Origin of the sequence: Streptococcus oralis subsp. dentisani, from assembly GCF_002096615.1 — a bacterium.
Taxonomy (GTDB): Bacteria; Bacillota; Bacilli; order Lactobacillales; family Streptococcaceae; genus Streptococcus; species Streptococcus oralis_U.
The window spans coordinates 146,928-172,301 of sequence record NZ_NCUX01000033.1; the positions used below are offsets into that span (position 1 = coordinate 146,928).

Below are 25,374 nucleotides of genomic sequence, written 5' to 3' on the forward strand. Positions count from 1 at the left end.
GGGTCTAGATGACACTACTAATTTACCTGATTCTATTTTTATTAGTCTTAATCGTTTCAACTACGACCAATAAACTTTTGCCTTTTTTACCCCTCCCCTTAGTACAAATCCTTTTGGGACTTGGCATTGGTCTCTTTTTGCCCAATACTGACTTTCATCTCAATACAGAGCTGTTTCTTGCCATGGTTATTGGCCCCTTACTTTTCCGAGAGGCAGAAGAAGCCGATATTACTTCTGTTTTGAAACACTGGCGCATCATTGTCTACTTAATCTTTCCAGTAATTTTCATCTCTACCTTGAGTTTGGGAGCCTCGGCTCATTTCCTTTGGCTCAGTCTTCCCTTGGCTGCCTGTTTGGCTGTTGGGGCAGCGCTTGGTCCGACGGATCTGGTAGCCTTTGCTTCTCTTTCTGAACGTTTTCGTTTTCCCAAACGGGTTTCCAATATCCTAAAAGGAGAAGGCCTTTTAAATGACGCTTCTGGTTTGGTTGCCTTTCAGATGGCTCTTGCTGCTTGGACAACAGGAACTTTTTCTCTCAGCCAAGCTGGGACTTCCCTAGCACTTTCTATCCTTGGTGGTTTTGTAGTCGGTTTTGTGACGGCTATGGTCAATCGTTTCTTGCATAGCTTTTTACTGAGTGTGCGAGCGACTGATATAGCGAGTGAACTCTTGCTTGAACTGAGTTTGCCTCTCATGACCTTCTTTATCGCTGAAGAAATCCATGTTTCAGGGATTATCGCAGTCGTAGTTGCAGGCATTTTGAAGGCCAGTCGTTTCAAGAAAATTACACTCCTCGAAGCTCAGGTAGATACTGTTACAGATACTGTTTGGCATACCGTGACCTTTATGCTCAATGGATCTGTCTTTGTCATCTTGGGGATGGAATTGGAAATGATAGCAGAACCTATCCTGACTAATCCCCTTTATAACCCCTTACTACTATTAGTATCGGTAGTTTTGCTGACATTCTTACTTTTTGCAATTCGCTTTGTTATGATTTATGGCTTCTATGTTTGGAGAACACGACGCCTCAAGAAAAATCTTCGTAATTACATGAAGGATATGCTCCTTTTGACCTTCTCTGGTGTAAAAGGAACGGTCTCTATTGCAACCATACTTCTCATACCAAGCAATCTAGAGCAGGAGTATCCCCTCTTACTTTTTCTAGTAGCAGGTGTCACACTATTAAGCTTTTTAACAGGTCTCTTAGTTCTTCCCCATCTTTCCGAGGAGCAAGAGGAAACCAAAGATTACCTCATGCACATTGCGATTTTAAATGAGGTCACAGCAGAATTAGAAAAAGAACTGGAAGGGCATAAGAACAAACTCCCCCTTTATGCGGCTATTGATAATTATCACGGACGAATTGAAAACCTAATCCTTAGTCAAGAAAACAAGAGTGCCCAAGAGGACTGGGAGGCTTTAAAACTCCTCATCTTGAGTATCGAAAGCGATGGTTTGGAGCAGGCTTACGAGGAAGGGAAAATCGGTGAGCGTGGTTATCAAGTTTACCAACGCTATCTGAAAAATATGGAGCAGAGCATCAATCGAAAGGTGGCTTCCCGCCTAACATATTACTTCCTTGTATCGCTCCGTATCTTGCGTTTTGTCCTGCATGAATTGCTGACCTTTGGCCAGACCTTCCGGAGTTGGAATGACAAGGAGCAACGTCGACTTCGAGCTATTGACTATGATCAAATATCCGAACTCTATCTGGAGAATACGGAGTTGATTATCGAAAGTTTGGAAAACCTAAAAGGAATCTACAAGAGTAGTCTGATTAGTTTTATGCAGGAGTCTCGCTTGCGTGAAACAGCTATTATCGGAAGTGGTGCCTTTGTCGAACGTGTTATCAATCGTATTAAACCAAATAATATCGATGAAATGCTAAGAGGTTACTACCTAGAACGTAAGTTAATCTTTGAATACGAAGAGAAGAAATTGATTACGACCAAGTATGCCAAAAAATTACGGCAAAATGTCAATAATCTTGAGAATTATTCTCTAAAAGAAGCCGCAAATACCCTACCCTATGATATGATGGAATTAGTCAGAAGAAATTAGTTTAGAAAATCAACTTGTATTAGGAGGATCGCAACATGAAAAAGTGGTGGAAAGAGCTGATGGAACGGCCCTTGTTAAAAGCTTTTTTGCATTATTATCAAGCATCTGATAGCGAGTTGACCAGTGTTGCGGTTGCCTACTATTGGTTGATTTCAATCTTCCCCTTGCTGATGATAGTGGTCAATATTTTGCCCTATTTTCAGATTCCGATTTCAAATTTTTTGCTCACTATCAAGGAATTTGTACCAGATACAGTCTATGATGTGGTCGCAAAGATTGCCCGAGAAGTCCTGACTCAACCATCGACTGGTTTGCTGAGTTTTGCAGTCTTGTCTGCCCTCTGGACCTTCTCGAAATCGATGGATTTCCTCCAAAAAGCTTTTAATAAGGCCTATGGAGTGGCCAAGAGCCGAGGAATTATCTCCCATCAATTGATGAGTTTACTCGTCAGCTTTGGCTTGCAAATTCTTTTTGCCCTAGCCTTATTTTTGAGTATGTTTGGACGTATGTTGCTCAACCTAGTCAAAACTTACTGGCAATCAGACAGTCCTTTCTTTGATTATCTACAGGACTTTACAGGCCCTTTGATTTATGCCTTGCTCTTTACCATCTTGGTCATGCTCTACTATTTCCTTCCAAATGTCAGAGTCCCTCGTATTCGCTACGTTTTTCCTGGTAGTATCTTTGTTTTACTGACTCTTGTCTTTCTTTTGAATATTTTTTCTGTCTATTTCAATAACTATGTCAACCATCTAGTCGATGTTCGATTTTTCAGTTCCATTATCGTTGTGGTCATGATGTTTTGGTTTATTCTCATCGCAAAGATTTTAATTATCGGAGCAGTTATCAATGCCAGTGTGCAGAGTTTGAAGGATCCAAAGTTTCGTGGTAATACATTCATTTTAAAAAATGAAGAATAAAAAAAGACGCTTTGAAAACAAAGTGTCTTTTTATTGCATTTGCAATAAAAATGTGCTATTCTATCATCATAGATGTGAGAGGAGGAAACATGTCGTTATTACGCGAAATCGGAGTTATAGCCCGTGCCCTAGATTCTATTGCTAATATTGAGTTTCGTGATATTGAACTAGCTCGTGGGCAATATCTTTATTTAGTACGAATCAAGGAGAACCCAGGGATTATTCAAGAAACTTTATCAGATTTGCTAAAGGTTGACCGTTCGACAGTTGCCCGTTCCGTTAAAAAACTGGAAGAAAAGGGATTGATAGAGCAAAGAGCAGCTGTGGATAATCGGAAAAATAAGGAGTGGTTTGTCACAGAAAAAGGTGAGAGTCTCTATCCTTTTATTCTAGCTGAACATCACTATTCAGAGAATTCTGCCCTAAAAGGATTTTCCAGGGAAGAGGCCAGGGAACTGGAGAGCCTACTAATTCGGGTTAGAAAAAATATTACAAGTGATTGGGATATGGTCAAAAAAGGCCAGAAAAGAAATTATTTATAATAAGAGGTGAAATATGAAAGTTATCGTTGAAAATGAATTTTGGAGCTTGTTTCCAGAAGCACAGATTAGCGTTTTAGTAGTAAAGGGATTAGATAATACAGTTGATGAAAGCAAGGATCCCTATTTCAAAACCTTGCTAGATAAGGGAGCTAAACGAGCTGAGGATTTCATTTCGGATGAGAATTTTACTCAGAATGATGTCATTCAAGAATGGCGTCAGGCTTTCAGCAAGTTCAAAACGAAAAAAGGAGCACGCTCCTCTATAGAAGCTCTGCTTAAAAGGGTCAGTCAGGGAAGAGAGTTTAATCCCATCAATCCCTTGGTAGACATCTATAATAGTGTCTCTCTATCTTATGCGGTTCCCTGTGGTGGCGAAGATGTGAACAAGATTGTAGGCAATCTTCATCTTGGTCAGGCTAAGGGAGGAGAACCTTTCTTTCCACTAGGAGCTGAAAACGATGCGCCTGCTTTACCTGAAGAAATCATCTATTATGATGATGAAGGAGCGGTTTGTCGCTGTCTCAACTGGAGAGAGGCACAGAGAACCATGTTGACAGAAGAGACAAAGGATGCTGTCTTAGTAATTGAAGCGATCAATGCTGAACAGGCAAGACGTGCTCGGGCTGCCATGGAAGAATTACAGGATTTGGTGAAAGACTATTTTGGAGTTCATGGGCAACTGACTCACCTTACTGCTGAAAATCCGGAATTAGTCATTTAAACATCAATAGCTCAGCCATCTCTCTGGGGAGGAAATTCCCTTGAGAAACGGCTGAGCTATTTTTAATAGATAAACATAGCATCCCCAAAACTGAAGAAGCGGTATCGTTCTTGAATAGCATGGTGATAGGCATCTAGGACTAAGTCACGACCTGCAAAGGCAGAAACTAGCATGACGAGGGTTGATTTTGGTAGATGGAAGTTGGTTGAGAAAGCATCGACAACCTTCCATTCGTATCCAGGTTTGATAAAGATATTGGTCCAACCAGAATCTGCTTGGATTTGCCCATCAAACTTGGAACCGATGGTTTCCAGTGTGCGGATCGAAGTAGTTCCAACAGCAATAACACGACCTCCATTTTCCTTGACAGAGCGAAGGGTGGCTGCTGCTTCATCAGAAAGTTGGTAGAACTCTGAGTGCATTTCATGTTCGTCCAGATTGTCAACAGAAACGGGTCTAAAGGTTCCTAAACCAACGTGGAGGGTCAAATAAACCAAATGGACACCCTTGGCTTGGATTTCTGCGAGCAGTTCTTTGGTGAAGTGCAATCCAGCAGTTGGTGCAGCAGCAGAGCCACTTTCTTTAGCGTAGACGGTTTGATAACGTTCACGATCATCCAGTTTTTCATGGATATAAGGTGGCAGTGGCATTTCACCTAAACTTTCCAAAACTTCTAGGAAAATTCCTTGATATTCAAAGCGGACAATGCGTCCTCCGTGGGTCAATTCTTCCGTAACGACAGCGCTGAGACGACCATCTCCAAAGCTGACGCGAGTGCCGACCTTGAGGCGTTTGGCAGGTTTGGCTAGGACTTCCCACTCATCACCGGCAGTATTTTTGAGAAGGAGAAGTTCCACGTGGCCTCCTGTTTCTTCCTTTTGACCATAAAGGCGGGCTGGTAGAACACGGGTGTCGTTCATAACAAGAGCATCGCCAGGTTCCAACATATCAATAATGGAGTGGAAGTGCTTATCCTGAAATTCTCCCGTTTCCCGGTTTACGATGAGGAGTTTAGAGGCATCCCGTTTTTCAAGGGGCGTTTGGGCAATTAATTCCTCTGGCAAGTGGAAATCAAAATCAGCTGTATTCATTTTTTTCATCATTCTTTCTAACTTCTAATCTTATCCATTATAACATGTTTCAAGTTTGGACGCTCTTTTTTTGGAAATTAAATCGTTTTCACTTGACAAAAATTGGTCTATACCATATAATAAATATAGATTAAAACGGAGGATGAAAAGATGAAAGTTATTAAAGTTGAAAATCAAGTTGAAGGTGGAAAAGTTGCTTTTGAGATTTTGAAGGAAAAATTGGCCAATGGCGCTCAAACATTAGGACTTGCGACAGGAAGCAGTCCACTTGAGTTTTACAAAGAAATCGTAGAGAGTGACCTTGATTTGTCAAATCTAACCAGTGTAAACCTTGATGAGTATGTAGGGCTTGATGGGGACAATCCACAATCTTACCGTTACTTCATGCAAGAACACTTGTTCAACCAAAAACCATTTAAAGAAAGCTTCTTGCCACGTGGTGTTAAGGATAATGCTGAAGAAGAAGTAGAACGCTATAATCAAATTTTGGCTGACCATCCAGTTGATCTCCAAATCTTAGGGATTGGTCGCAATGGACATATCGGCTTTAATGAGCCTGGTACTCCATTTGACAGTCAAACACATTTAGTAGACCTAGACCAGTCTACAATCGAAGCCAATGCTCGCTTCTTTGACAAGATTGAAGACGTTCCAACTCAAGCCATTTCAATGGGGATAAAAAATATCTTGGATGCCAAGTCAATTATTCTCTTTGCTTACGGAGAGTCGAAAGCAGAAGCCATTGCTGGAACAGTATCTGGCCCAGTGACTGAGAGTCTACCAGCAAGCAGCCTACAAAACCACCCTGATGTGACCATTATCGCTGATGCAGCAGCGCTCAGCTTGCTTGAAAAATAAAAAGTACAAGAACCACCTGCTCTTTGGAGTGAGTGGCTTTTTACTTCAAATGTTCACTATCCTGCTAAAGTGGTATAATATAGCTATACGGGGAGGCTCGAACTTTGATTTATATAATCGGTTTTATTTGTTTTTTACTTTTAATGTTTCTGTTTAGTCGCTTAATTCAGCAATCAAAGAATCCTTCGGACTTTCTAGGAAAACGAATGATGAAATTGTGGAATCGAGCCTATCTCCCCATGTTTGTATGGGCAATTCATCATCTGGATAGGACATTTTACCCTGTAATCTTAGATGTAGGAGTTGGTAATGGTCGTTCAACCATCCTGCTGAAAGAAACTTTTCCGCAAAGTACCATAACTGGAATCGATATTTCAGATACTGCAATAGCTCAAGCCAAACAGGTAGAGATGACTAATCTAAATTTTGAACGAAGAGACGTTAGGGAGACAGGTTTTTCCGATGAAAGTGTTGATTTAATCACAGCCTTTCAAACTCATTTTCATTGGCGGGACCTAGAGGCTTCTTTTATGGAACTTCGAAGAATACTCAAATCAGACGGGATGCTCTTACTGGTTTGTGAATATAACAAGTTGTTTTACTTTTTACCAGAGGTTCAAAGCGAAGAAGCATTTAGACGATTCTTGTTATCAGTAGGGTTTGAGCTCGTAACTAGTCAAAGAAAGGGATCATGGATCCTTTATAAAATTGTTAAACATTAATGGAGATACAATCATGAAACAGTTATTTTTATGTTCATACTTTGCTGGAGTCAAAAAGCTTTTTAGCGATTATGCAAAGGAAAAGAATCTAGAAAACAAGGTTTTATTTATTCCTACCGCTGGGAACAAAGAGGATTATACTGCCTATATCGATGAGGCACAGCAAACATTCAGAGATTTAGGATTTGAGATAGAGGTTTTAGATATTGCTTCTTGTGATCGAGAAACTGCACAGGCAAAGATTTTCCAAAGCAAGATTCTTTATATCTCAGGCGGGAATACCTTTTATTTATTGCAAGAATTAAAGAAAAAGCAACTCCTATCTCTTATCAAAGAACAAATAAGAGATGGATTGGTCTATGTGGGAGAATCAGCAGGGGCTATCATTACAGCCAAGGATATTGACTATAATAAACTCATGGACGACAAGACGGTAGCGACAGAGTTATCTGATACAACTGGATTGGATGAAGTGGAGTTTTATATCCTTCCACATTATGGTGAGGAGCCTTTTACTGATAGTAGCAAGAAGACCTTTGAAACCTATAAAAATCAGCTCGACTTAATGCGAATGAACAATTCACAAGCTGTTATTGTAAATGATAAAGAAATAAAAGTTGTTTCTGAACAGGATTAAAATAATTTTTTTCGCTATTATGACATCTATTCTAATACGTTGTCCCTTTTAAAAAGAAAAGGGAAGATAATATAAGTTTATGGCAGTTTTCCTCTTGACATTTATTCATTTTGCGTGTAAAATAGAATAGATCTTGAACTTGAAGGGAGTGAAAAAAATGTCTAAAACAGTAGTACGTAAGAATGAATCTCTTGACGATGCACTTCGTCGTTTCAAACGTGCGGTTACTAAAGCTGGTACTCTTCAAGAAACACGCAAACGTGAATTCTATGAAAAACCTTCTGTAAAACGTAAACGTAAATCAGAAGCAGCTCGTAAACGTAAAAAATTCTAATTTGAAATGAAAGGCTAGACTTGTCTAGCCTTTTTTCTTTCCAAATAAATACTGTAAATCCTGCAAAAAAAGGAAACTTCCAACTACAATTTGATATAATAGTAGGGAGAACTCGATTGAAGGAGGAAATTATGTCGGTTTTAGTAAGAGAAGTCATTGAAAAGCTCAGACTAGATATTGTCTATGGTGAAGGCGAATTGCTTGAAAAGGAAATCAATACTGCGGACATTATGAGACCTGGTCTTGAAATGACGGGCTATTTTGATTACTATACTCCAGAACGGATTCAACTGTTAGGGATGAAGGAGTGGTCCTATTTGGTCGCTATGCCTGCCCATAATCGTTATCAAGTTCTGAAGAAAATGTTTCTACCTGAAACACCTGCTGTCATCGTTGCTCGTGGCTTGGTAGTGCCAGAAGAAATGTTGAAAGCTGCTAGAGAATGTAAGATTGCGATTTTAACCAGTCGAACATCAACCAGTCGTTTATCTGGAGAGTTATCTAGCTACCTTGATTCCCGTTTGGCTGAACGTACGAGCGTGCATGGTGTCTTGATGGACATCTATGGCATGGGTGTCTTGATCCAAGGGGATAGTGGTATCGGTAAGAGCGAGACGGGTCTTGAGCTTGTGAAACGCGGACATCGTTTGGTAGCAGATGACCGTGTGGATATCTTTGCCAAGGATGAAATGACCCTTTGGGGAGAGCCCGCTGAAATTTTGAAGCATTTACTTGAGATTCGTGGAGTGGGTATTATTGACGTGATGAGTCTCTACGGAGCAAGTGCTGTAAAAGATTCCTCACAAGTCCAGTTGGCTGTTTACTTGGAAAATTATGATACCCATAAGACTTTTGATCGTCTAGGAAACAATGCTGAAGAACTCGAAGTTTCTGGTGTAACGATTCCGCGTATCCGCATTCCAGTAAAAACAGGACGCAATATCTCTGTTGTTATTGAGGCGGCAGCCATGAACTATCGCGCTAAAGAAATGGGATTTGATGCGACGCGTTTATTTGAAGAACGCTTGACTAATCTCATCTCCAAAAATGAGGTGAAAGATGATTAATCCAGTTGCATTTGAAATCGGTCCTTTTTCCATTCGTTGGTATGCTTTGTGTATTGTGGCTGGCTTGGTCTTGGCTGTCTACCTTGCCATGAAAGAAGCTCCTAAAAAGAAGATTTTGTCAGATGATATTTTGGATTTTATCCTGATTGCTTTTCCGGTAGCTATTTTAGGTGCTAGACTATACTACGTACTCTTTCGCTTAGATTATTATCTGCAAAATCCAGGTGAAATCATCGCCATCTGGAATGGTGGTTTGGCCATTTACGGAGGTTTGATAGCGGGCGCTATTGTCCTTTATATCTTTGCAGATAGAAAGCTGATCAATACTTGGGATTTCTTAGATATTGCAGCACCGAGCGTCATGATTGCCCAGAGTTTAGGGCGCTGGGGGAACTTCTTTAACCAAGAAGCCTATGGTGCAGCGGTAGATAGTCTGGATTATTTGCCAGGCTTTATCCGTGACCAGATGTACATTGACGGTAGCTACCGTCAGCCGACCTTCTTATATGAGTCGGTTTGGAATCTGATTGGATTTGCTTTGATTCTGATTTTTAGACGAAAATTGAAGGGAATCAGACGTGGTCATATCACTGCTTTCTACTTGATTTGGTATGGTTTTGGTCGTATGATCATCGAAGGAATGCGGACAGACAGCCTCATGTTCTTTGGTCTGCGAGTTTCCCAATGGTTATCAGTTATCCTTATCGGACTCGGTATTTTTATCATACTTTATCAAAATCGAAAGAAAGCCCCTTTCTATCATACAGAGGAGGAAAAATAAATGTTAGAAGTTGCATATATTCTTGTTGCGATTGCTTTGATTGTCTGTTTAGTCTATTTGACAATCACGATTCAAAAAGCAGGTCGTATGATTGATGAGACAGAGAAAACCATCAAAACGTTGAGTTCAGATGTGAACGTTACCTTGCATCAGACCAATGAATTGTTGGCTAAGGTCAATGTGTTAGCAGACGATATCAATATCAAAGTTGCGACGATTGATCCACTCTTTACGGCTGTGGCAGACTTGTCAGAGTCAGTATCTGATCTCAACCAACATGCACGTGTTTTAGGCAAAAAAGCTTCATCTGCTGGTTCAAAGACCATTAAAACAGGTGCAGGCTTGTCCGCTCTTCGTGTCGCAAGTAAATTTTTCAAAAAATAAAAAAGGAGAAATCTTATGGGAAAACTATCCTCTATCCTTTTAGGAACAGTTTCAGGTGCTGCTCTTGCTTTGTTTTTGACCAGTGACAAGGGTAAGCAAGTTTGTAGTCAAGCTCAGGATTTTCTAGATGATTTGAGAGAAGATCCAGAATATGCTAGAGAGCAGGTTTGTGAAAAATTGACAGAAGTGAAGGAACAGGCAACGGACTTTGTGCTGAAAACAAAGGAACAAGTAGAATCTGGTGAAATCACTTTTGATAGTGTCCTTGACCAAGCTAAAACCTGTGCTCGACAAGCGACAGAAGCGTCAAAGGAAACCTTTAACAATCTCAAAGAGCAGTGGCAAGAACAGTCAGCAACTCCAGACGTTGCTGAAGACCAAGAAGAAATCATCATCGATATTACTGAAGTATAAAGTATCACCATCTCTGGTTTTTGGAGATGGTGATTTTTATCTGGAAGCCTGTCTTTATGGTATAATAAATACTATGCAGAAAAAACCAACGTCCGCCTACGTGCATATTCCCTTTTGCACACAGATTTGTTATTATTGTGACTTTTCAAAAGTTTTTATCAAGAATCAACCAGTAGATAGTTATCTGGAGCATCTGCTAGAGGAGTTTCGTTCTTATGATATCCAAAAGTTACGAACTCTCTACATTGGAGGTGGGACGCCAACGGCTTTGTCAGCTCCGCAATTAGAAGTGCTCTTGGAAGGCTTGACTAAAAATCTAGACTTGTCTGTCTTGGAAGAGTTGACCATTGAGGCCAACCCAGGCGACTTGGATGCGGATAAGATTGCGGTTTTGAAACAGTCGCCAGTCAATCGTGTTTCCTTGGGTGTGCAGACTTTTGATGACAAAATGCTGAAAAAGATTGGGCGCAGTCATTTAGAAAAGGATATTTATGAGAATATCGACCGTCTCAAACTGGCTGGTTTTGACAATATCTCCATCGACCTAATCTACGCTCTACCTGGTCAAACTATGACTCAGGTCAAGGACAATGTAGCCAAGGCTATCTCGCTTGATATTCCTCATATGAGTCTTTATAGCTTGATTTTGGAGAATCATACGGTCTTTATGAACCGCATGAGACGTGGGAAATTACCCCTGCCCAAGGAAGAGTTAGAAGCAGAGATGTTTGAGTACATCATCGCAGAACTTGAGCGAGATGGTTTTGAGCATTATGAGATTTCCAACTTCTGCAAGCCGGGCTTTGAAAGTCGCCACAATCTCATGTACTGGGACAATGCGGAGTATTATGGTATCGGTGCAGGTGCTTCAGGTTATGTCAATGGAGTGCGCTATAAAAATCATGGTCCGATTCGCCACTATCTCAATGCGGTAGAGGCAGGAAATGCTCGGATTACAGAAGAACACCTGAGTCAAAGGGAGCAGATGGAAGAAGAAATGTTCCTAGGCCTCCGCAAGAAATCAGGGGTTTCCATGGTGCGATTTGAGGAAAAATTCGGGCGATCCTTTGATGGACTTTATGGAGAAGTCATCAGAGACTTGGTTCAACAAGGACTCATGCAGGTCGATGGTGACCGTGTCCGAATGACAAAGAGAGGTCTCTTTTTAGGAGACACTGTAGCAGAACGATTTATTTTGGAGTAGAATGATGGGCTTAACTTATCAAATGAAAATGAAAATTCCTTTTGATATGGCGGACATGAACGGTCATATCAAACTTCCAGATGTGATTTTGCTGTCCCTGCAAGTATCAGGTATGCAGTCGATTGAGCTAGGAGTCAGTGACAAGGATGTGTTAGAACGTTACAATCTGGTCTGGATTATTACAGACTATGCGATTGACGTGGTTCGCTTGCCTCGCTTTGCTGAAGAAATTACGATTGAAACAGAAGCATTGACTTACAATCGTCTTTTTTGCTACCGCCGTTTCACTATATATGATGAAGCAGGTCAAGAAATCATTCGCATGGTAGCAACCTTTGTTCTCATGGACCGAGACAGTCGTAAAGTTCATGCTGTCGAACCGGAGATTGTTGCGCCTTACCAGTCTGAGTTTGATAAAAAACTCATCCGTGGGCCAAAGTATACAAATCTAGAAAACCCGTTCAGTAAAGACTACCATGTTCGTTTTTACGACTTGGATATGAATGGTCATGTCAATAATAGCAAATATCTGGATTGGATTTTTGAGGTTATGGGAGCAGATTTTTTGACCAAGTATATTCCAAAGAAAATCAATCTCAAATATGTCAAAGAAGTGCGACCAGGTGGCATGATTGCTTCAGCTTATGAACTCAAGGGACTAGAAAGCAAGCATGAGATTATCAGTGATGGCGAAATCAATGCCCAAGCTATGATTACGTGGCAAGAAATTGAAGGCAATTAGAAAGGGCGATATGGCTTATAAAGGTTATTTAATTGATTTAGACGGAACCATTTACAAGGGGAAAGACCGAATTCCCGCGGGTGAGGCTTTTGTGCATGAATTGCAAAAACGAGAAATTCCCTATCTCTTTGTAACCAACAATACAACCCGAACTCCAGAGAGTGTTCAAGAGATGTTGGCTAAGAATTTTAATATCAACACGCCTTTATCAACTGTCTACACAGCGACTTTGGCAACCATCGACTATATGAACGATTTGGGACTGGAAAAGACAGTTTATGTTATCGGAGAAGCTGGGCTCAAGGATGCCATTAGGGCGGCTGGTTATGTCGAAGACAAGGAAAATCCTGCCTATGTGGTAGTAGGACTGGACTGGCAAGTCGACTATGAAAAATTTGCGACAGCAACTCTAGCCATTCAAAAGGGGGCTCACTTTATCGGAACCAATCCAGACCTCAATATTCCGACGGAACGTGGTCTCTTGCCAGGTGCTGGTTCACTGATAACCCTTCTTGAAGTAGCAACTCGGGTAAAACCAGTTTATATCGGAAAACCAAATGCTATCATCATGGACAAGGCGGTTGAGCACTTAGGTTTGAAAAGAGAAGAATTGCTTATGGTTGGAGACAACTACCTAACAGACATCCGAGCAGGAATTGACAATGGCATTCCAACGCTCTTGGTGACAACAGGTTTTACCAAGGCAGAAGAAGTGGCGGACCTGCCAATCGCACCAACTCATGTAGTTTCTAGTCTTGCGGAGTGGAATTTTGATGAAAACTAAACTGACCTTTTGGGGAAGTATGCTCTTTCTTCTCTCCCTGTCTATCCTCTTAACCATTTATCTGGCTTGGATTTTCTATCCCATGGAGATTCAGTGGCTGAACTTAGCGAATCGAGTCTATCTAAAGCCAGAAACCATTCAGTACAACTTTCATATCTTGATGAATTACCTGACCAATCCCTTTAGTCAGGTCTTAGAGATGCCGGATTTTCGTTCGTCAGTGGCTGGTTTACATCACTTTGCGGTGGTGAAGAATCTCTTTCACTTGGTTCAGCTAGTCACTTTGGTGACACTACCATGTTTTTATTTCTTTGTTAAAAATATTGTAAAAAAAGGCTTCCTAGCACTCTATCGTAAAAGTATCCTGACTCTAGTACTATTGCCTCTGGTCATTGGGCTTGTAGGAGTGTTGATTGGTTTTGAGCAATTCTTTACTCTTTTCCATCAAATTCTCTTTGTGGGAGATGATACCTGGCTTTTTGATCCCGCAAAGGATCCCGTTATTTTGATTTTACCAGAGATTTTCTTCCTCCATGCTTTCCTTCTCTTCTTTGGACTCTATGAAAGTTTCTTTGGTTTTCTTTATTTGAAAAGTCGTAGAATACTTTAATGTGTTGCATTGATAAAACAGAGATGAAGTTAAAAATTCTTACGAGGAGTGAATTAACTTCATTGGAATTGAGTAATTCGTTCGCATACAGTCTATTTTTCTAGAAAAAAATATGCTTTTTTCTAGAAATTGCTAGTCAAGCGCTTTATTTTTTTGTATAATAAGAATAGCAAAGTATAGATAAAGAAGAGAAAAGCATGATTACACTATTTTTATCACCGAGCTGTACATCATGTCGTAAGGCAAAGGCCTGGTTAGAGACGCATAAAGTTCCTTTTGAGGAGCATAATATTATGACCAGTCCTTTAACAAGAAAAGAATTACAACACATTCTTTCCTTGACCGAAAATGGTACTGATGACATCATTTCAACTCGTTCAAAAATTTTTCAAAAATTGGATATTGATGTAGAGAGTATTTCGGTATCGGAGTTGCTTCAGTTGATTGAGCAATATCCTAGTCTTTTGCGTCGCCCAATTATTATAGACACCAAACGTATGCAGATCGGTTTTAATGAAGATGAGATTCGTGCTTTTCTCCCTCGTAGTTACCGTAAACAAGAACTAAAAGAAGCAACATTGAGAGCTGGTATTGGATAGATGAACAAACAGTATAGTTACCCACTAGATTTGTCGTGGAGCACTGAAGAACTTGCTTCAGTGCTTTCTTTTTTTAATGATGTTGAAGCTGCCTATGAAGACAAGGTAGAGGCTAAAAAACTGCTAGAGTCTTACAAGGAATTTAAGTCTGTCGTTCCGAGCAAAAGTGAAGAAAAGCGCCTAGGTCGCGAATTTGAGACGGCTAGCGGTTATTCCTTCTATCATGCAGTTCAATTAGCAAAAGAAAAAAGAGAAGGGAAGATTTCTCTTGGAAACTAAATTTGAATTTGCCAAGCAGATTGTGCAGGAAGCTGCTGAGTACATTTTGGCTCACATGCAAGAAGATTTGCAGGTTGAGCGAAAGTCTTCCCCTACAGACTTGGTGACGCGTTTGGATAAGGAGGTTCAGGATCTCTTAGTTCAGAGAATTTTGGCATCTTATCCAGAAGACTTGATTTGCGCGGAAGAGGGCTGTTTACGTGCTGCGGTCGGTCAAGGTTCCGTTTGGGTGATTGATCCCATTGACGGCACCAATAATTTTGTCGCTCAGCAGGAAGATTTTGCCGTGATGTTGGCTTATTTTGAGAATGGTGTGGGCAAATTTGGCATCATCTATGATGTCATGAAAGGTGATTGTTACCATGGTGGTGGTGCTTTTCCTCCCTATCGTAATAATGAGCCCTTACCGACTTTTAAAAAGAAACCTCTTAGAGAATTTTTAGTGGCTGGTAACTCAGCTATGTTTGAAACCAATGAGTGGGGCTTGGCGGATTTGGGGCGAGCAGCGTTGGGAGTCCGTGTTTACGGCAGTGCGGCCATTAGTTTTGCCAAGGTTTTATCGGGTCGCCTTCTGACTTATATTACCTACTTGCAGCCATGGGATTACGCTGCAGCCAGTATCTTAGGGGAAAGTCTGGGTTATCGTCTTCTTACGGTATCAGGTGAGCCTGCTGATTTTCAAACGCGTCAGCCTGTCATGATGGTGCCAATCGAGATGCAAGAAGAGATTCAATCTTATATCTACGAAAGGAAAGAAAACTAAATGCAATTTCCAGAAGGATTTGTTGAAAAATATGAAGCGATACTAGAAGATGAGGCAAGAGATTTTCTTGCCTCTTTTAAACAGGAAGCGGTATCAGCTTTTCGGGTTAATCCCTTAAAAGAAAGTCAATTGTCGTTTGCGGATGCTATTCCAAATACACCTTGGGGACATTATGGCAAGGTCTCAGGGAAGTCACCGGAGCACGTGACGGGTCTCGTTTATTCACAAGAGCCTGCAGCCCAAATGGTGGCCCAGGTAGCTCAACCAAGCTCTGGTATGAAGGTCTTGGACTTGGCGGCAGCACCGGGTGGAAAATCCACTCAACTAGCAGCCTATCTGGCTAATCAAGGAGTCCTTGTCTCCAACGAAATTTCAAGCAAGCGTGCTAAAATTTTAGTGGAAAATATGGAGCGATTTGGAGCGACAAATGTTGTCGTGACCAATGAATCTGCTGACCGCTTAGCCAAGGTCTTTAAAGGTTATTTTGATGTGATTGTCCTTGATGCCCCTTGCTCGGGTGAGGGGATGTTCCGTAAACAACCAGATGCCATGGACTATTGGAATCTCGACTATCCGAGCCAATGTGCTAGTCTCCAAAAAGAAATCCTAGAAGACGCAGTGACTATGCTTGCAGAAGGTGGGCATTTGGTCTATTCGACCTGTACTTGGGCACCAGAGGAAAATGAAGAAATCGTCCACTGGTTGCTGGATACTTATGATTTTGAACTGCTCCCAGTTGATCATGTGAATGGTATGGTAGCAGGAATTGATCTTCCTGAAACGGCTCGTATGTACCCTCACCATTTTAAGGGAGAAGGTCAGTTTGTTGCCCATTTGCAGTTCAAGGGAGAAAATTCAGCAGCCAAATTCAAAGCCAGCAAGACCAATCTCAGTCGCGAACAGCAGAAATTGTGGCAAGAATTTGCCCAAAAACATCTCAAAGTGACACTAACTGGCCTTCTACAAACTTTTGGAGATCAACTTTATCTCTTGCCAGAGATGCTACCTGATCTAGGGAAACTTAAAATTGCCCGAAATGGACTTCATCTGGGTACTTTTAAGAAGAAACGCTTCGAACCAAGCTTTGCTCTGGGATTAGCCTTAAAACCAAGTCAAGTGAAACAAAGGGTCGAAATCAAGGATGAGGACTTTGTAAAATATGTGGCTGGGGAAACAGTTCAGCTAGCTGAAAGTCTACCAAATGGTTGGTACCAAGTTTTGGTTCAAGGTAATGGTTTGGGCTTTGCAAAGGTGACTGGAAATGTTTTGAAAAATTATTTTCCAAAAGGCCTCAGATTCAAGTGAAAAAGCTAGGCAAAGAAGATTTTCTATGTTATATTGGAAGTATGAGTTTTTTCTGATAGTCTTTCATTTTTACTTATATTATGTGATGAACCGACTGGACCTCAAGGGGCTTCCAGTCTATAAATCGTAAACCAAATCTTATCATCACTGATTGACATGACAGGAACTGAAAGAAATCAGGACATTCATCATTATGTTCAAGGAGAAAAACAGTGAAAAAAAGAAAAAAGCTCGTCCTATCTCTTGCGACACTTTTGCTTGCAGGTTCTCTAGCGGGATGTGCAAGCTGGATTGATCGTGGAGAAACCATGACAGCCGTCGGTTCAACTGCCCTTCAGCCTCTGGTCGAAGCCGCAGCAGACGAATTTGGTTCAAAAAATATCGGAAAAACAGTCAACGTTCAAGGTGGTGGTTCGGGAACAGGACTCTCCCAGGTGCAGTCTGGAGCTGTAGATATTGGTAACTCTGACGTTTTTGCTGAGGAAAAAGATGGAATTGACGCTTCAGCGCTTGTGGACCATAAGGTTGCAGTAGCTGGTCTGGCAGTGATTGTGAACAAAGAAGTGGCTGTTGAAGATCTGACAATTGAGCAACTTCGTAAAATCTTTACTGGTGAAGTGACTAACTGGAAAGAGGTTGGTGGTAAAGACTTAGCTATTTCGATCATCAACCGTGCAGCAAGTTCGGGTTCCCGAGCAACCTTTGACAATGTCGTAATGAATGGTCAGGCTGCAATGCAGAGCCAAGAACAGGATTCTAATGGGATGGTCAAGTCGATTGTCTCCCAAACTCCAGGAGCCATTTCTTACCTGGCTTTTGCCTATGTGGACGACTCGGTCAAGACCATGAAGCTCAATGGTTATGAACCGACAACTGAAAATGTAACAACCAACAACTGGCCTTTGTGGTCTTATGAGCACATGTATACCCTAGGTCAGCCGAATGAGCTGGCAGCTGAATTTTTAAAATTCATCCTCTCAGACGAAGCCCAAACAGGAATTGTTAAGGGCATGGGCTATATTTCTATCAATGAAATGAAAGTCCAAAAGGATGCTTCAGGTACCGTTACAGCAGTAGAAGGAGGTCAATAATGAATCAAGAAGAATTATCGAAAAAATTGCTCTCTCCTTCAAAGAACTCTCGCCTTGAGAAGTTTGGTAAAGGTTTGACCTTCACTTGCCTTTCTTTGATTGTCATCATTGTGGCGATGATTTTGATTTTTGTAGCTCAGAAAGGCTTATCGACCTTCTTTGTCAATGGAGTGAATATCTTTGATTTCCTCTTTGGACAAACTTGGAATCCTTCAGGGAAACAATTTGGTGCCCTTCCAATGATTTTGGGTTCCTTTATTGTGACGATTTTATCTGCCCTCATCGCAACTCCCTTTGCTATTGGAGCAGCAGTTTTTATGACAGAGGTATCACCAAAGGGTGCAAAGATTTTGCAACCAGCCATTGAACTCCTCGTCGGTATTCCTTCAGTCGTCTATGGATTTATCGGTTTGCAAGTTGTGGTACCTTTTGTCCGTAGCGTCTTTGGTGGAACTGGTTTTGGGATTTTGTCAGGTATTTTCGTTCTCTTTGTCATGATCCTACCAACTGTAACCTTTATGACAACAGACAGCTTGCGTGCTGTTCCTCGTCATTACCGTGAAGCTAGTTTAGCTATGGGAGCCACTCGTTGGCAAACCATCTGGCGTGTGACCTTGAAAGCAGCACGTTCAGGTATTTTCACTGCAGTGGTCTTTGGGATGGCGCGTGCCTTCGGTGAAGCCCTTGCCATTCAGATGGTGGTCGGAAACTCAGCAGTTATCCCAACCTCACTAACAACACCAGCTGCGACTTTGACTTCTGTTTTGACTATGGGAATTGGGAATACCGTCATGGGAACGGTTGATAATAACGTTCTCTGGTCCTTGGCCTTGGTCTTGCTCTTGATGAGTTTGGCCTTTAACAGTGTGATTAAATTGATTACGAAAGAAAGAGGAAAGAAAAACTATGCACGCTAAGAAATTAGATAAACTTGCAACAGCTGTCCTCTATACCATTGCGGGTATCATCGTGACCATCTTGGCGTCCTTGATTCTCTATATCTTGGTGAGAGGGTTACCGCACATCTCTTGGTCCTTCTTGACTGGGAAATCCTCCTCTTATCAAGCAGGTGGGGGTATCGGGATTCAGCTCTATAATTCCTTCTTCCTTTTGGTCATTACCTTGATCATTTCTGTTCCCCTGTCTATGGGAGCTGGTGTTTTCCTTGCTGAGTATGCCAAAAAAGGACCTGTGACCAATTTTATTCGTACCTGTATTGAGATTTTGTCTTCTCTGCCATCTGTGGTTGTAGGTCTCTTTGGTTACTTGATCTTTGTTGTCCAGTTTGAGTATGGATTTTCAATCATTTCAGGTGCCTTGGCCTTGACGGTCTTTAACCTCCCTCAGATGACTCGAAATGTTGAGGATAGCTTAAAACATGTTCACCATACGCAACGTGAGGCTGGCTTAGCCCTTGGGATTTCTCGTTGGGAGACTGTGGTCCATGTCGTCATTCCAGAAGCCCTACCAGGTATTGTCACTGGGGTTGTCTTGGCATCTGGCCGTATCTTTGGTGAGGCCGCCGCTCTTATCTATACGGCAGGACAGTCCGCTCCAGCCCTTGACTGGTCTAACTGGAATATTCTCAGTGTTACCAGTCCTATCTCAATCTTCCGTCAAGCAGAAACCTTGGCTGTCCACATTTGGAAGGTCAACAGTGAAGGAACCATTCCTGATGCTACCATCGTATCAGCTGGTTCTGCCGCGGTGCTCCTCATCTTTATCTTGATTTTTAACTTTGGGGCACGCAAACTCGGAAGCTATTTACACAAGAAATTAACCGCTGCCTAAAGGAGAAGCCATGTCAAAATATAACTGGGATGAAAAGCATATCATCACCTTCCCTGAAGAAAAAGTGGCCCTCTCTACCAAGGATTTACATGTTTACTATGGTAAAAATGAATCCATCAAGGGCATTGATATGCAATTTGAAAAAAATAAAATAACGGCCTTGATTGGTCCTTCTGGATCAGGAAAATCTACTTATCTTCGCAGTCTCAATCGCATGAATGATACCATTGACATTGCCAAGGTAACAGGGCAAATCCTCTACCAAGGTATTGATGTCAACCGTCCTGAAATCAATGTCTATGAGATGCGCAAGCATATTGGAATGGTCTTCCAACGGCCAAATCCATTTGCCAAGTCTATTTACCGCAACATCACTTTTGCTCATGAACGTGCAGGTGTTAAGGACAAGAAAGTCCTTGATGAAATTGTAGAAACCTCTCTAAGACAGGCTGCCCTTTGGGATCAGGTCAAAGACGACCTCCACAAATCAGCCTTGATGCTTTCTGGTGGTCAGCAACAACGTCTCTGTATCGCTCGTGCCATCTCTGTCAAGCCAGATATCCTCTTGATGGATGAGCCTGCTTCAGCCTTGGATCCGATTGCGACAGCCCAGCTGGAAGAAACAATGCTGGAATTGAAGAAGGATTTTACCATCATCATCGTTACCCACAGTATGCAGCAGGCTGCGCGTGCAAGTGACTACACAGGATTTTTCTACTTGGGTGATTTGATCGAGTATGATAAGACATCCAATATTTTCCAAAATGCCAAGCTACAGTCTACCAATGACTATGTAACGGGACACTTTGGTTAGAAAGGAAGCAGTATGACAGAACCGATTTTACAGGTGTCAGACCTGTCCGTTTATTACAATAAAAAGAAGGCCTTGAATAGTGTTTCCCTTTCTTTCCAACCCAAGGAAATAACAGCCTTGATTGGTCCATCTGGTTCAGGGAAGTCAACTCTTCTCAAGGCCATCAACCGCATGGGAGATTTAAACCCTGAGGTGACAACAACTGGATCAGTGGTCTATAATGGTCACAATATCTACAGTCCTCGCACCGATACGGTTGAATTGCGTAAGGAAATCGGCATGGTTTTCCAACAGCCCAATCCCTTCCCTATGTCTATCTACGAAAATGTTGTTTATGGACTACGTATCAATGGAGTCAAGGATAAACAGGTCCTTGATGAAGCAGTAGAAAAGGCCTTGCAACGTGCTTCTATCTGGGATGAAGTCAAGGATCGTTTGCATGATTCGGCCATTGGTCTCTCAGGTGGACAACAACAACGTGTTTGTGTTGCTCGTGTCTTAGCAACCAGCCCTAAAATCATCCTCTTGGACGAACCAACTTCAGCTTTGGATCCTATCTCGGCTGGTAAGATTGAAGAAACCTTGTATGGTCTAAAAGACAAATACACCATGCTCTTGGTAACGCGTTCCATGCAGCAGGCTTCTCGTATCTCTGATAAGACTGGCTTTTTCCTAGATGGAGATTTGATTGAGTTTAACGATACGAAGAAGATGTTCCTTTCCCCTCAAAACAAGGAAACAGAAGATTATATTACAGGAAAATTTGGATAAGGAGTTGAATGATGTTACGATCACAATTTGAAGAAGATTTGGAGAAATTGCACAACCAGTTCTATGCCATGGGACAAGAAGTGCTTTCGCAGATCAATCGTACAGTGCGTGCCTTTGTTACGCATGACCGTGATTTGGCAAAAGAAGTCATCGAAGACGATGCAGAAGTAAATGAGTATGAAGTGAAGTTGGAAAAGAAATCATTTGAAATGATTGCCCTCCAGCAACCTGTTTCGCAAGACCTTCGTACCGTCTTGACCGTTCTCAAGGCAGTGTCAGACGTGGAACGCATGGGAGATCATGCAGTGTCTATCGCTGAGGCGACCATTCGTATGAAAGGGGAGCAACGTATCCCTTCCGTTGAAGAAGAAATCAAAAAGATGGGACGCGATGTAAAAAACTTCGTTGAAGCAGCTCTAGATCTCTACCTGAACGGCTCTGTGGACCAAGCATATGAAGTAGCGGCGATGGACGAAAAAATCAACCATTACTTTGATAGCATCCGTGATTTAGCTACAGAGGAAATCAAGAAAAATCCTGAAGCTATCGTTACAGGCCGTGATTACTTCCAGGTCATTTCCTTCTTGGAACGTATCGGAGACTACGCAAAAAATATCTGTGAATGGGTTGTTTACTTTGAAACAGGTAAGATTGTCGAATTATAAATTATTTAAATGATAAAATTATTGTGAAAGCTTACTTTTTAATATAGTAAGCTTTCGTTGTATTGATGGTTTACTTTGTCAGAGGTGAGTAATGGACTACATACAGAATATCAGAAAAAAAGTTGGGAAAGATAAAATTATTTTAAATTTTACCTGTGGAATATTAAGTCAATCAGGAAAAATATTATTACAAAAACGAGCAGATAAAGGAACTTGGGGCTTACCAGGTGGTGATTGTGCATAATAACAGGTGCTTAAAAGGTTGATAAAATAAGAAGTTGAGTTTTTACCAATTATATATACTGTAAAAAGTTCAAAAAGAATGCTATAATTTAAAATGGAGGATATTGCCATGAAAATTAATGCTGTAGATTTATTTTGTGGTGTTGGAGGGTTGACCTGTGGTGTTCAGCAAGCAGGTATAAATGTAATAGCAGGTTATGATATAGATCCTCGTAGTCAATTTGCATACGAATTTAACAATAACGCGAGATTTATTTTAAAGGACATAAAAAAAATAGATAGCAAGGAAATTACTAATCTTTTTCCAGATGATACTGATATAAAAGTTTTAATGGGATGTGCTCCATGCCAACCCTTTTCAACATATAGCCATAAGTACAAAAATAATGAGAATACACTTCAAAAGATGGATCTTTTAGATTACTTTGGCAAACAAATTGAATATGTCCAACCTGACATTGTTTCGATGGAAAATGTTCCACAAATGGTCAATGAAAAGGTATTTGATAAATTTATCCAGATTTTGAATGATAATAATTACTTAATTGATTACAAAGTTGTATTCGCGCCAGATTACGGTGTTCCTCAAAAAAGAAAGAGATTATTGCTTTTAGCTTCAAAATTAGGAGAAATCAAATTAATTCCTGCACAATTTAATAAAGATAATTACCCTACACTTCGAGATACAATTGGAAATTTACCAAAATTGAAGGCAGGAGATACTGATTTAAATGATCCTCTTCATAGAAGCAGAAATATATCTGATTTGAATATGAAGAGAATAAAGCAGTCAAAACCTGGTGGAACTTGGAGGGATTGGGACGAGGAACTATTACTGGAAGCTTATAAGAAAAAAAGCGGAGCTTCTTTTGGATCGGTATATGGTCGTTTAGAGTGGGATAAACCTGCTAATACAATTACAACACAATTCCCAGGAATAGGAAATGGGCGATTTGGACATCCTGATCAAGATAGAGCTTTAAGTCTACGTGAAGGTGCAATGTTACAAACATTTCCGAGAGATTACTTATTTACACAACCTGAACTTGGGGGAAACTATCCAATAGCACAAGTTGCATTACAAATTGGGAATGCTGTCCCTCCGAAGTTAGGTGAAGTTATTGGAAATAGTATATTGAAGCATTTGGAGAAAATTAAATGAGTATTGAAAAAATTGACTTGCAAATTGCCTATGGTGCAGTAAAGCATTTTGGTAGAAATTTATATACATCAAATCCACCAGCAATCACAGAATTGATTGCAAATTCTTGGGATGCTTATTGTACAGAGTGTAATATTTTCTACAATGATATTGAAAATGATGGGGATAAAAAAACTTCTTTGCTAATTGTTGATGATGGTATTGGTATGACAGATGAAGAGTTGTCTGGGAGATATGCTATTTCTGGTACAGAAAAAAATACTGATTCAGTTAGACGTCCTGATGGAATTACACTTAGACCTTATATGGGGAGAAAAGGTATCGGAAAATTTTCAGCATTTAGTTTAGGTGATAGTTATGTTCTTTATACAAAGAGTGACATAGATACTCAATGGAAAAAGATGATTTTTAATTATGAATTATTACTTGAAGACAGACCGACTGTTCCAATTGCTGTGGAATATATTGATTCATTGCAAGAATTAAAAAAGTTTTTCCCAGATTTAGAAGAAAATACTACTGGAACAATTGTTTATATACCTGAGATGAGAAGAAAAATCATTTCATCAAGTATTGAGGGATTGAAGAATTTAATTTCTAGAAGATTCTCGATAAATGTAATTAATAACCATGACTTTAGTCTTAAAATTAATTCTGAAATTGTAGATTTGAGTCAGCATTTTTACGATGATAATTTAGAGTTTGTTTATTATTTCGGTACAGAGTTAGAAGAAATCAAACAACGCTTCCCTAATATTCCAGAAAATAATTTTTACAAAGAAGATGATGAATTCTTTACAAATTATTCAATTAGTGGATGGCTCGGTACTGTTGAAATTCCCAGTCAATTACTTGCTGATGAAAATATAAGTATTTCAGGCGTAACAGTCTATATTCATGGAAAATTAGCTGATGAGGATATTTTACGGGATAAATTAAAAAATAGGATAACAAATTCATACTTTTTAGGCGAAGTCAACGCAGATTTTCTTCAAAATGAAGAAGAAGACCCTGTGCTTAGTAGTAGAGAGGGTTTGAATAAAGAAATACCAAATGTCAAATTATTAATTGAAAAACTATCTAAAATTAGTAATAAGTTAAATGCAAATTGGAATAATTTACGTGCTAATAGAGATAGAGAAAAACTAAATTATCTTGATAAAATGTTAAGTACTGATAGTGGATTGGGGACTGCATTCAAATTTTATAGCGATGAACAGCAAAAACAGGTTGCAAAGCTTGCACAAAGAGTTTTTGATAATGATGAAAAATATTCAGATGCTGAATATAGGGTTTATGGACAAGCAATCTTTGCACTTGTAAATAATAAAGTTATAAATGAAATTACTATAGATACAGATAAGGATACTTTTGGAGAGATCTTAAAGAAGTTCTATAGCTTATTTGAGAAAACGGAACTAAATGCTGCTTTACGTATGAAATCTAATATTGAAGATCGTATTAGCATTATCAATAAACTAAAACTAATTATTGACGATGAGGAAGTTGAGAGTGTTTTTGAGGAACATCTAGCTAAAAATCCATGGTTGATTAATCAATATTGGGATAAACCAAGTAATGAAATTGTGATTGAAACACAAAACAAATATAAAGCAATTATTCAAGAACGTAAGGTTAGTGGGAGAACCGATATTATTACAAAAGTTGCAGATGAGCCTTATCCAATTATCTGTGAGCTAAAAAGAGAGAAAGTTACTGCGTACTCTACACCTGAAATTTCCGAAATAACCAATCAGATCTATAAATACAGACGATTTATTAGTGATGAAATAAACCGATCAAATAATCCTTTAAGAATCTCAAATACTAAAGATATAAAAGCTTATTTTATTTGTGGTGAGAAATCTAAGGAAAAACTAGAAGATTTAGATTTAATTGAATTGAAAAATAACAATATCGAATTAAAAACATATCAAGAGATTATTAGACAAGCTGAAAGAGTTTATAGTGATAGAGTAAGAGAGTAAAATTTTTTTAATAAACCTTATTCCCCTTA

The 25,374-nt window shown here is 40.1% G+C and carries 30 protein-coding genes; 29 read left to right on the forward strand and 1 reads right to left on the reverse strand.

Annotated elements, in window-relative coordinates; all coding sequences use genetic code 11:
• Positions 1–8 precede the first annotated feature (8 nt).
• The 4 genes from B7708_RS07870 (at position 9) to B7708_RS07885 (ending at position 4,246) form a co-directional block, all read left to right on the forward strand.
• Positions 9–2,063 (forward strand): cation:proton antiporter domain-containing protein, encoded by a 2,055-nt coding sequence (locus B7708_RS07870; RefSeq protein WP_084974974.1) that lies wholly within the window; start codon positions 9–11, stop codon positions 2,061–2,063.
• A gap of 35 nt (positions 2,064–2,098) precedes the next feature.
• On the forward strand, positions 2,099–2,983 hold the full coding sequence (locus tag B7708_RS07875; protein ID WP_084974975.1) for a YihY/virulence factor BrkB family protein: 885 nt from the start codon (positions 2,099–2,101) through the stop codon (positions 2,981–2,983).
• Positions 2,984–3,072: 89 nt separating this feature from the next.
• Positions 3,073–3,525, forward strand: a complete 453-nt coding sequence (locus B7708_RS07880) for a MarR family winged helix-turn-helix transcriptional regulator (RefSeq protein WP_084974978.1) — start codon at positions 3,073–3,075, stop codon at positions 3,523–3,525.
• A 13-nt stretch (positions 3,526–3,538) separates the two neighbouring features.
• Complete coding sequence (locus B7708_RS07885; RefSeq protein WP_084974979.1) at positions 3,539–4,246, forward strand: B3/B4 domain-containing protein; 708 nt, start codon at positions 3,539–3,541, stop codon at positions 4,244–4,246.
• A 62-nt stretch (positions 4,247–4,308) separates the two neighbouring features.
• Here the strand turns inward: B7708_RS07885 and queA are convergent, their stop codons facing one another.
• A complete protein-coding gene (gene queA, locus B7708_RS07890; protein ID WP_084975486.1) occupies positions 4,309–5,337 on the reverse strand; it encodes a tRNA preQ1(34) S-adenosylmethionine ribosyltransferase-isomerase QueA in 1,029 nt (342 codons plus the stop codon).
• A gap of 150 nt (positions 5,338–5,487) precedes the next feature.
• Here queA and B7708_RS07895 point away from each other — a divergent pair, with 150 nt between their 5' ends.
• From B7708_RS07895 to B7708_RS08015, 25 genes are all read left to right on the forward strand, one after another.
• Positions 5,488–6,195: a glucosamine-6-phosphate deaminase gene (locus tag B7708_RS07895; RefSeq protein WP_084974981.1), complete on the forward strand. Its 708-nt coding sequence runs from the start codon at positions 5,488–5,490 to the stop codon at positions 6,193–6,195.
• A gap of 104 nt (positions 6,196–6,299) precedes the next feature.
• Complete coding sequence (locus tag B7708_RS07900) at positions 6,300–6,917, forward strand: class I SAM-dependent methyltransferase (RefSeq protein WP_084974983.1); 618 nt, start codon at positions 6,300–6,302, stop codon at positions 6,915–6,917.
• A 13-nt stretch (positions 6,918–6,930) separates the two neighbouring features.
• Positions 6,931–7,554 carry a Type 1 glutamine amidotransferase-like domain-containing protein gene (locus B7708_RS07905; protein ID WP_084974985.1) on the forward strand — a complete coding sequence of 208 codons (624 nt, stop codon included), beginning with the start codon at positions 6,931–6,933 and terminating at the stop codon, positions 7,552–7,554.
• Positions 7,555–7,711: 157 nt separating this feature from the next.
• Positions 7,712–7,888 carry a 30S ribosomal protein S21 gene (rpsU, locus tag B7708_RS07910; protein ID WP_000048054.1) on the forward strand — a complete coding sequence of 59 codons (177 nt, stop codon included), beginning with the start codon at positions 7,712–7,714 and terminating at the stop codon, positions 7,886–7,888.
• A gap of 131 nt (positions 7,889–8,019) precedes the next feature.
• A complete protein-coding gene (gene hprK / locus B7708_RS07915) occupies positions 8,020–8,955 on the forward strand; it encodes an HPr(Ser) kinase/phosphatase (protein ID WP_038805477.1) in 936 nt (311 codons plus the stop codon).
• Positions 8,948–9,736: a prolipoprotein diacylglyceryl transferase gene (gene lgt / locus B7708_RS07920; RefSeq protein ID WP_084974987.1), complete on the forward strand. Its 789-nt coding sequence runs from the start codon at positions 8,948–8,950 to the stop codon at positions 9,734–9,736. The genes hprK and lgt overlap by 8 nt, the downstream gene beginning before the upstream one ends.
• Positions 9,737–10,120: a DUF948 domain-containing protein gene (locus B7708_RS07925; RefSeq protein WP_009730340.1), complete on the forward strand. Its 384-nt coding sequence runs from the start codon at positions 9,737–9,739 to the stop codon at positions 10,118–10,120.
• A 15-nt stretch (positions 10,121–10,135) separates the two neighbouring features.
• On the forward strand, positions 10,136–10,534 hold the full coding sequence (locus B7708_RS07930) for a YtxH domain-containing protein (RefSeq protein WP_084974988.1): 399 nt from the start codon (positions 10,136–10,138) through the stop codon (positions 10,532–10,534).
• A gap of 73 nt (positions 10,535–10,607) precedes the next feature.
• Positions 10,608–11,738 carry a radical SAM family heme chaperone HemW gene (gene hemW, locus B7708_RS07935; RefSeq protein ID WP_084974990.1) on the forward strand — a complete coding sequence of 377 codons (1,131 nt, stop codon included), beginning with the start codon at positions 10,608–10,610 and terminating at the stop codon, positions 11,736–11,738.
• A 4-nt stretch (positions 11,739–11,742) separates the two neighbouring features.
• Positions 11,743–12,480, forward strand: a complete 738-nt coding sequence (locus B7708_RS07940) for an acyl-[acyl-carrier-protein] thioesterase (RefSeq protein WP_084975488.1) — start codon at positions 11,743–11,745, stop codon at positions 12,478–12,480.
• 10 nt (positions 12,481–12,490) lie between these two features.
• A complete protein-coding gene (locus B7708_RS07945) occupies positions 12,491–13,264 on the forward strand; it encodes a TIGR01457 family HAD-type hydrolase (protein WP_084974992.1) in 774 nt (257 codons plus the stop codon).
• A complete protein-coding gene (locus tag B7708_RS07950; RefSeq protein ID WP_084974994.1) occupies positions 13,254–13,874 on the forward strand; it encodes a TIGR01906 family membrane protein in 621 nt (206 codons plus the stop codon). Before B7708_RS07945 ends, B7708_RS07950 begins: the two co-directional genes overlap by 11 nt.
• 197 nt (positions 13,875–14,071) lie before the next feature.
• Positions 14,072–14,473 carry a Spx/MgsR family RNA polymerase-binding regulatory protein gene (locus B7708_RS07955; protein WP_004246303.1) on the forward strand — a complete coding sequence of 134 codons (402 nt, stop codon included), beginning with the start codon at positions 14,072–14,074 and terminating at the stop codon, positions 14,471–14,473.
• Entirely contained in the window at positions 14,474–14,752 is a 279-nt protein-coding gene (locus tag B7708_RS07960) for a UPF0223 family protein (RefSeq protein WP_001041968.1), read from the forward strand.
• Positions 14,742–15,515, forward strand: a complete 774-nt coding sequence (locus tag B7708_RS07965; protein WP_084974996.1) for an inositol monophosphatase family protein — start codon at positions 14,742–14,744, stop codon at positions 15,513–15,515. Before B7708_RS07960 ends, B7708_RS07965 begins: the two co-directional genes overlap by 11 nt.
• A complete protein-coding gene (locus B7708_RS07970; RefSeq protein WP_084974998.1) occupies positions 15,516–16,820 on the forward strand; it encodes an RsmF rRNA methyltransferase first C-terminal domain-containing protein in 1,305 nt (434 codons plus the stop codon).
• A gap of 212 nt (positions 16,821–17,032) precedes the next feature.
• Positions 17,033–17,911, forward strand: a complete 879-nt coding sequence (locus B7708_RS07975; RefSeq protein WP_084975000.1) for a phosphate ABC transporter substrate-binding protein PstS — start codon at positions 17,033–17,035, stop codon at positions 17,909–17,911.
• On the forward strand, positions 17,911–18,828 hold the full coding sequence (pstC, locus tag B7708_RS07980) for a phosphate ABC transporter permease subunit PstC (protein ID WP_001070951.1): 918 nt from the start codon (positions 17,911–17,913) through the stop codon (positions 18,826–18,828). Before B7708_RS07975 ends, pstC begins: the two co-directional genes overlap by 1 nt.
• On the forward strand, positions 18,818–19,702 hold the full coding sequence (gene pstA / locus B7708_RS07985) for a phosphate ABC transporter permease PstA (RefSeq protein ID WP_000543055.1): 885 nt from the start codon (positions 18,818–18,820) through the stop codon (positions 19,700–19,702). Before pstC ends, pstA begins: the two co-directional genes overlap by 11 nt.
• A gap of 10 nt (positions 19,703–19,712) precedes the next feature.
• A complete protein-coding gene (gene pstB / locus B7708_RS07990; protein ID WP_000049847.1) occupies positions 19,713–20,516 on the forward strand; it encodes a phosphate ABC transporter ATP-binding protein PstB in 804 nt (267 codons plus the stop codon).
• A 12-nt stretch (positions 20,517–20,528) separates the two neighbouring features.
• Positions 20,529–21,287, forward strand: coding sequence for a phosphate ABC transporter ATP-binding protein PstB (gene pstB, locus B7708_RS07995; protein ID WP_084975002.1), 759 nt, complete (start codon positions 20,529–20,531; stop codon positions 21,285–21,287).
• 11 nt (positions 21,288–21,298) lie between these two features.
• Complete coding sequence (gene phoU, locus B7708_RS08000; RefSeq protein WP_000946468.1) at positions 21,299–21,952, forward strand: phosphate signaling complex protein PhoU; 654 nt, start codon at positions 21,299–21,301, stop codon at positions 21,950–21,952.
• Positions 21,953–22,043: 91 nt separating this feature from the next.
• Positions 22,044–22,196, forward strand: coding sequence for an NUDIX hydrolase (locus B7708_RS08005; RefSeq protein ID WP_081109427.1), 153 nt, complete (start codon positions 22,044–22,046; stop codon positions 22,194–22,196).
• A gap of 108 nt (positions 22,197–22,304) precedes the next feature.
• Positions 22,305–23,357 (forward strand): DNA cytosine methyltransferase, encoded by a 1,053-nt coding sequence (locus tag B7708_RS08010; protein WP_084975004.1) that lies wholly within the window; start codon positions 22,305–22,307, stop codon positions 23,355–23,357.
• The gene (locus B7708_RS08015; RefSeq protein WP_084975006.1) at positions 23,354–25,345 is read left to right on the forward strand and encodes an ATP-binding protein; all 1,992 of its coding nucleotides are present in this window, start codon (positions 23,354–23,356) and stop codon (positions 25,343–25,345) included. Before B7708_RS08010 ends, B7708_RS08015 begins: the two co-directional genes overlap by 4 nt.
• The last annotated feature ends 29 nt before the right edge of the window (positions 25,346–25,374 follow it).